Consider the following 5585-nt stretch of genomic DNA (forward strand, 5'->3'; position numbering starts at 1 on the left):
ACGGGGACGGTGATTTCATACTGCCCCTCCTGCAGACACGTGTCGGGATGTTTCCGGCTGGCCAAGCCTGTGCTGGCTGGACCGGTTCGCGGGTTCGCTTGCTGTGAGCATGGTAGGTGACGATGACACTATCCGGCGGCCCGGCGTGGCCTGGTGCGGCGGGCGGCCGGGTTGAGGTGCCCGGATTCGGCGATGCGGCGCCGGCAGGCGGTCTCGGCCTGGTCGTTCCAGGTGATGCAGAGCCGGTTGCCAGGACCGCGCCGCGCGTCGAGCTGGGCGGACTCGATCCAGTAGTAGATGACGCCGGCGCTGCAGCCGAGGCGGCGGGCGGCCTCGGCGACGCTGATCTCGCTGGCCGCATACGGCGGCGGGGCCGGGATGTTGTAGGCGTGGCGGATCCACTGCACGGCCTTGACGTCGAACGGCCGGCCGTTCCCGGTGACCAGCCCGGCTGTGTTCAGTTCGGCTGCCAGCTCGGCGGTGGGCGTGACCGAGCCGAGCCGGCGGACCATCTCGACGGCCTGGGACGGGCTGCGCCTGGCGGTGCCGGGATGGATGGCCCGGGCCACGCTCAGCTCGTCGGTGGCGCCGGTGTGCCAGCAGATCCCGATCCGGACCTTGGCCTGGTCGGGTTCGGGCAGCAAGGTGACGTCGGCGATCAGTGTGCGCAGCAGCCGCTTGCGGCCCTTGTTACTGGTTGCCGGGGCGTGCCACAGCCCGGGCAGGTCGGCGGCGAGCTTCTCCAGCTCAGCCCGGCCGGGCAGCGGCGGCAGCGCGTCGGCGGCGGCTTCCAGCGCCTGCTCAGCCTCGGCGAGCGCGGCGAGCCTGGTCTCCCAGCGGGCTTCCAGGCTGCGGGCGACCAGCCGGTTCTCCGGCTCCACCTGGTGGAAGGCGCGTTCGGCCCGGTCTGCCTCGTAGCGGGCGCGCTCGGCGGCCAGCTCGGCCGCGCGGCTGACCCGCTGGTGCCGGCCGGCCACCTCATCGGCTGCTGACAGCGCGAGGGCGACCTGCTCGGGGGTGAGCGCGTCCAGCAGCACGCGCGCGACCGCGTCATCCACGGTGGCCGCGGCCACCGACCTGCAGGTGGGCGTGGTCAGCCGGTCGGCGCGGGAGGAGCACTCATAGGAGGGCCGGGCATCGGTGTGATAATTGGTGCGCATCGGCTTGCCGCAGGACCCGCAGGTGATGATCCCCTGACACAGCGCGCAGCCCTCCCGCGGCGGCCGGGCTCCCGCGTTGGTGCGGTTGGCCGCCAGCCTGGCCTCGTTCGCGAGATAGCCAGCCCAGGTGATGTATCCCTCGTGGTGGTCTTTGATCAGCACCGGCCACTGGGTGCGGGGCCGCTCGACCAGCCCGCTGCGCACCGTGCCGTCCGGTTCCACGGTGCGGCGCGAGCCATACCGCCCGTGCACGTAGGCCCCGGCGTAACAGGGATTCTTCAAGACCCCGATCACCCGTGCGTGGGTGAGCCGCCCCCAGCGCAGCTGCCCGGCCCACGCCCCGCCGTAAGCACGCAGCGGGAACTTGCGGTCCTTGAAGGCCGCGACAACTCCGTAGGCCGACCCGCATGCAGCAAACGCAGCGAACACATCGCGGATGGCGGCCTGGACCTCGGCATCGGGGTCGATCACCACATCCCCGGCGTCGTCGTGGACATAGCCGACCGGCAGCGGGGTGCGCAGCTCGCCGCGTTCGGCCGCGGCCCGCTTGTTCGCGTGCAGCCGCTGTGCCATCACGTGCAGTTCCATCTCGCCCATGGTGCCCTTGAAGCCCAAAAGGACGCGGTCGTTCACATCGGCGGGGTCGTAGACGCCGTCGGGGTCGATCAGCAGCGTGCCGGTGATCCGGGCGAATTCGGCCAGCCGGGCCACGTCGGCGTTGGATCGGGCCAGCCGGGTGATCTCGATCCCGAAGATCGCACCGACATCGCCGGAGCAGACCCTGGTGACCAGCTCGGTGAACCCTGCCCGGGCCACCCCCCACTTGCCGGAGATCCCCAGGTCGGTGTCGATCACCTCGATCGAGGTGCGCGGCCAGCCCAGCGCGGCCGCCTTGTCCGCCAGGGCGTACTGGCTCTTGGTCGACTCGGTGTGCTCGCGGACCTGCGCCATCGAGGACTGGCGAAGATAGACCAGCGCTGCCCGTTCCCGGTGACTGCTCGTGATCTTGTGCTCGCCGTTCATCCGCGCCTCCCAGCACACAGATGGTCATGTTGGCCAGCGCCGTCACCGCCTCGGCCCGCGCGGGACCGGTCAGGACGGCGGCGCCCATCAGCTACTGCAGTTCTCTGCGGGCCAGCAGCTCGGCGTTGATCGCCGAGATCTCCGCCAGCACCGCCTCGGCCCGCTCGCCCCGGCGCAGGTAGCGGCGCACCACCCCGGCCAGCGCGGCCGGCACATACCGCGCCCGGCCACGGCCGGCCGGGCGTGGGGTGAGGTAGGCATACGGGCCGTGCGGCTCGCCGGCCGCGCACCGGCAGCCGGGCCTGCCGCACCGGCGCGCCTGCTCGGTCAGGACACCGGTCAGCACCTGTTCCACGTCGCCGAGCCGGGCCGCCGCCGCGCGGCGGCGGGACAGCAGCTGCCGGGTGGACAGGCCCCGGAGATCGCGCTTGTGTGTATTCATCACACAAGAGTATGCCGTGAACAGGAATCCCGGTCAACAACCACGAAGCGAACGAGCAAGCGTGTCGAGCTCGGCCAGCCCCTCAGCAGACAGCCGGTGAGCCAGCGGCAGCTCGCCGCGGTCAGTCCACGACTGCGGCAGCGTGATCTGGCCGCTGACACCGCCAGCGCACACGAACACCATGCCGCCGGCGCGGCGCTTCACATAAAGGACCTCAAGCCGCTGCCCCCTCAGCGGATGGAACGGGTGCGTGACGGCAACAAAACCCGAAGGATCACTGGACGACGCGGCACTATGCCGCCTCCGTCGGTATCCCAAGCGGGCGCTGTTTCCCGCTACCTCGCTTCGGTATCCACACCCGCCTGACGGGCTTGGGCGTCCACGACCCAGATCCACGCTGAACCCAGGCGGCCAACTCGGCCTTCACCTCGGAGTGCAGCACGACCTGCCCGTCAACGCCCGCCGTCTTGCGGCCCGCGTTGACCTCCGTCACCCGCCGCACGCTCAGCAGCGCATTCGCGCGGGAGCGGAGCATCAGCTTCTGCAAATTCCGGACCTTCTTCAGGTCCCCAGTCTGCGATGCCGTGAAGATCCGCTGCCGCAGCCGCCGTACGTCGTCCTCAACCTGACGCCAATCCACAGCGTCCCAGTCAAGGCCATCGCCCTCGGGTCCGTTCACCGCACGGACCGCGGACGTGCCGGTCTGCACCGCCGCGTCCGTCTTGACCGTCTTGGCGTCCAACTTGTCCCTCGGTTCCAGCAGTCTTGGCCACGTCTCTGCCACAGGCCCACCAGACCCACGTCAGCACCCTTTCGGGTCCAGGCATACGCCCGTATCCGGCCGGTTATACGAGACGACCGGCGGAGGGACCGGTCATCCTGTCTCGCTTTCCCGCTGCCGTTCGGCCGCCGGCATTGGCTTCTTGGGTCCTCCTGCGCCCGCCGAGGGATTGGTCCCTTCCTCACGGTCGGGCTACCGGGACACCAACCGGTGCCCGGACCTCGACGGGGTTGTCGCGTTGCACACGTACGAGATTCGACTGGGGTGGCTGCCTCCTATACCCCGGGAACAGCGGTGTCCTACGGCTGCTGGTCGCGTCCCACAACCGCCGCTTGCCGCCTCTCAACGGCTCGGTCCCTGCACCCCGCGCCTCACTACCCATCCGCGGAGCCGACACGTGACGAGGCATCATCAGAGGTTCACTCGCGTTCAGCCGTCCAGCCTTCCCCCTCACCTGTGGCCCCCGGATGGAGCGGGCGCCCTTGGGCTTGACCCCCTGAGCTCCGCACCTCGCAGTTACCCGCGACGCACGTCAGGGTGGGGACGGACCTCGGACACTGGCCCGGGACTACACCCTCGACATCGAGCCTCCCACCGGCGAGTTCACTCGCAACGTGCGCCCTCGCGTCGCACCGCTCATCGTCCCCTTCAACCCCAGCAGCAACCGGTCGTTGAACTCCATCGGGTCGTAGATGCCGTCGGCGTCGACCAGCAGCGTGTCGGTCAGCCGGGCCAGCTCCAGCAGCCGCGTGAACTCCGCCGAGGAGCGCGCCAGCCGCGAGACCTCCAGGCCAAACACCGCACCGACCTCGCCCAGGCCCACCCGCGACAGCAGCTCCCGGAATCCCTGGCGTTGGCTGCCGAAGCGGCCCGAGATGCCCAGGTCGGCGTCCACGACCACGACCTGCTGCGCCGTCCAGCCCAGCTCGGCCGCGACCGCAGCCAGGCCGTACTGGCGCTGGGTGGATTCGGTGTGGGCGCGGACCTGCCCCGGTGTCGACTGGCGCACGTACACCAGCGCCAGTCGTGCGATGTGCGTCGGGGTGATCTTGGCCAGCCCGTTCACCGTCGCCTCCCCGCAGCCGCGCCTCGACCATGTTGGCCACGGCCATGGTCGCCTGCCGGCGGTCCCATCCCCCCATGGCGTCCCGCTCCCTGTGGGCCACCACCCCGACGTCCCATTCCCACCTCTTCAGCGTGAATGGAACAATCGTGTCTCAGCGTGTCGAGCAGTGCACGCAGGGCGGTCAATCCCTCAACCGACAGCCGCGCCCGTTCCGGTGGCGGCCCCCGGTCGGTCCACTCCTGCCGCAACGACACCCGACGCACGCCATCGACCTCACACACCAGCACCAGGCCCCTGCCCGTGCGCAGCGCATACAGCACCGGCAGCTGGCGCCCGGCCAACGGGTGGAAGGGATGGGTGACCACCAGTGAACCGCACCGAGAACCGGACGGGCGCATCGTATGGAGTGACGATTCCGGCCAACGTGGATCGGGAGGATCGGCTGCTGGCTGGGCTGACCGCGCGGCAGCTCGCCATCCTCGCCACGGCGGCGCTGGTCGCCTGGGTGCTGGTGGCGGCGGCCCGCGTCGTGCTGCCGCTGCCGGCCGCGCTCGGGCTGGGGTGGGCGATCCTGGTGGTGGGACTGGCGCTGGCGATCGGCCGCCGCGACGGGCTCAGCCTGGACCGGCTGCTGTGGGCCGCGATCCGCCAGCGCCGGGCACCGCGGCGCATGGTCCCGGCGCCCGAGGGCGTCCAGGCCCCGGCCGCCTGGCTGCCCAGCGGACTCAGCGGGCCGCCGCCGGCGCCGCTGGAGCTGCCCGCTCACGGGGTGGAACCCGGACGGGGTGGTGGACCTTGGCCGCGACGGCGCGGCGCTGGTGTGCCGCACGTCGTCGCTGACGTTCTCGCTGCGGACCCAGGCCGAGCAGGACGCGCTGGTGGCCGCGTTCGCGCGGTGGCTGCACGCGCTCGGCGGGCCGGTGCAGCTCCTGGTCCGCGCGATCCCGGTGGATGTGGCCGCCCTGATCGCCGCCATCGAGCAGGCCGCCGGCGGGGCTGCCGCATCCGGCGCGCGAGCGGGCCGCGCGCGAGCACGCCCAGTTCCTCGGCGAGCTGGCCGCTCGTGGCGACGTGCTCCACCGCGAGATCCTGGTCGTCTTCCGCGAGCCCACT

The 5585-nt window shown here is 71.2% G+C and carries 6 protein-coding genes; 1 reads left to right on the plus strand and 5 read right to left on the minus strand.

Features of this window, described 5'->3' with window-relative positions; translation table 11 throughout:
- Window positions 1-128: 128 nt before the first annotated feature.
- The 5 genes from VG276_02090 to VG276_02110 form a co-directional block, all read right to left on the minus strand.
- Entirely contained in the window at window positions 129-2183 is a 2055-nt protein-coding gene (locus tag VG276_02090; GenBank protein HEV8648198.1) for a recombinase family protein, read from the minus strand.
- Window positions 2184-2274: 91 nt separating this feature from the next.
- A complete protein-coding gene (locus VG276_02095; protein HEV8648199.1) occupies window positions 2275-2625 on the minus strand; it encodes a DUF6788 family protein in 351 nt (116 codons plus the stop codon).
- 33 nt (window positions 2626-2658) lie between these two features.
- A complete protein-coding gene (locus VG276_02100) occupies window positions 2659-3021 on the minus strand; it encodes a DUF5372 family protein (GenBank protein ID HEV8648200.1) in 363 nt (120 codons plus the stop codon).
- Window positions 2918-3367, minus strand: a complete 450-nt coding sequence (locus tag VG276_02105) for a reverse transcriptase N-terminal domain-containing protein (GenBank protein HEV8648201.1) — start codon at window positions 3365-3367, stop codon at window positions 2918-2920. The genes VG276_02100 and VG276_02105 overlap by 104 nt, the downstream gene beginning before the upstream one ends.
- A 607-nt stretch (window positions 3368-3974) precedes the next feature.
- Window positions 3975-4472 carry a recombinase family protein gene (locus tag VG276_02110; GenBank protein HEV8648202.1) on the minus strand — a complete coding sequence of 166 codons (498 nt, stop codon included), beginning with the start codon at window positions 4470-4472 and terminating at the stop codon, window positions 3975-3977.
- A 785-nt stretch (window positions 4473-5257) separates the two neighbouring features.
- On the opposite strand from VG276_02110, the gene VG276_02115 reads away from it, so the two are divergent.
- Window positions 5258-5585: hypothetical protein (locus tag VG276_02115; GenBank protein ID HEV8648203.1), on the plus strand; the 328-nt coding region annotated here is incomplete at its 3' end.

This window comes from Actinomycetes bacterium, from assembly GCA_036000965.1.
GTDB lineage: Bacteria > Actinomycetota > CALGFH01 > CALGFH01 > CALGFH01 > DASYUT01.

Bases quoted from the DNA above. Each gene is read 5' to 3' on its own strand.
- VG276_02090 (HEV8648198.1), bottom strand. From the start codon at position 2,183: ATGAACGGCGAGCACAAGATCACGAGCAGTCACCGGGAACGGGCAGCG.
- VG276_02095 (HEV8648199.1), bottom strand. From the start codon at position 2,625: ATGAATACACACAAGCGCGATCTCCGGGGCCTGTCCACCCGGCAGCTG.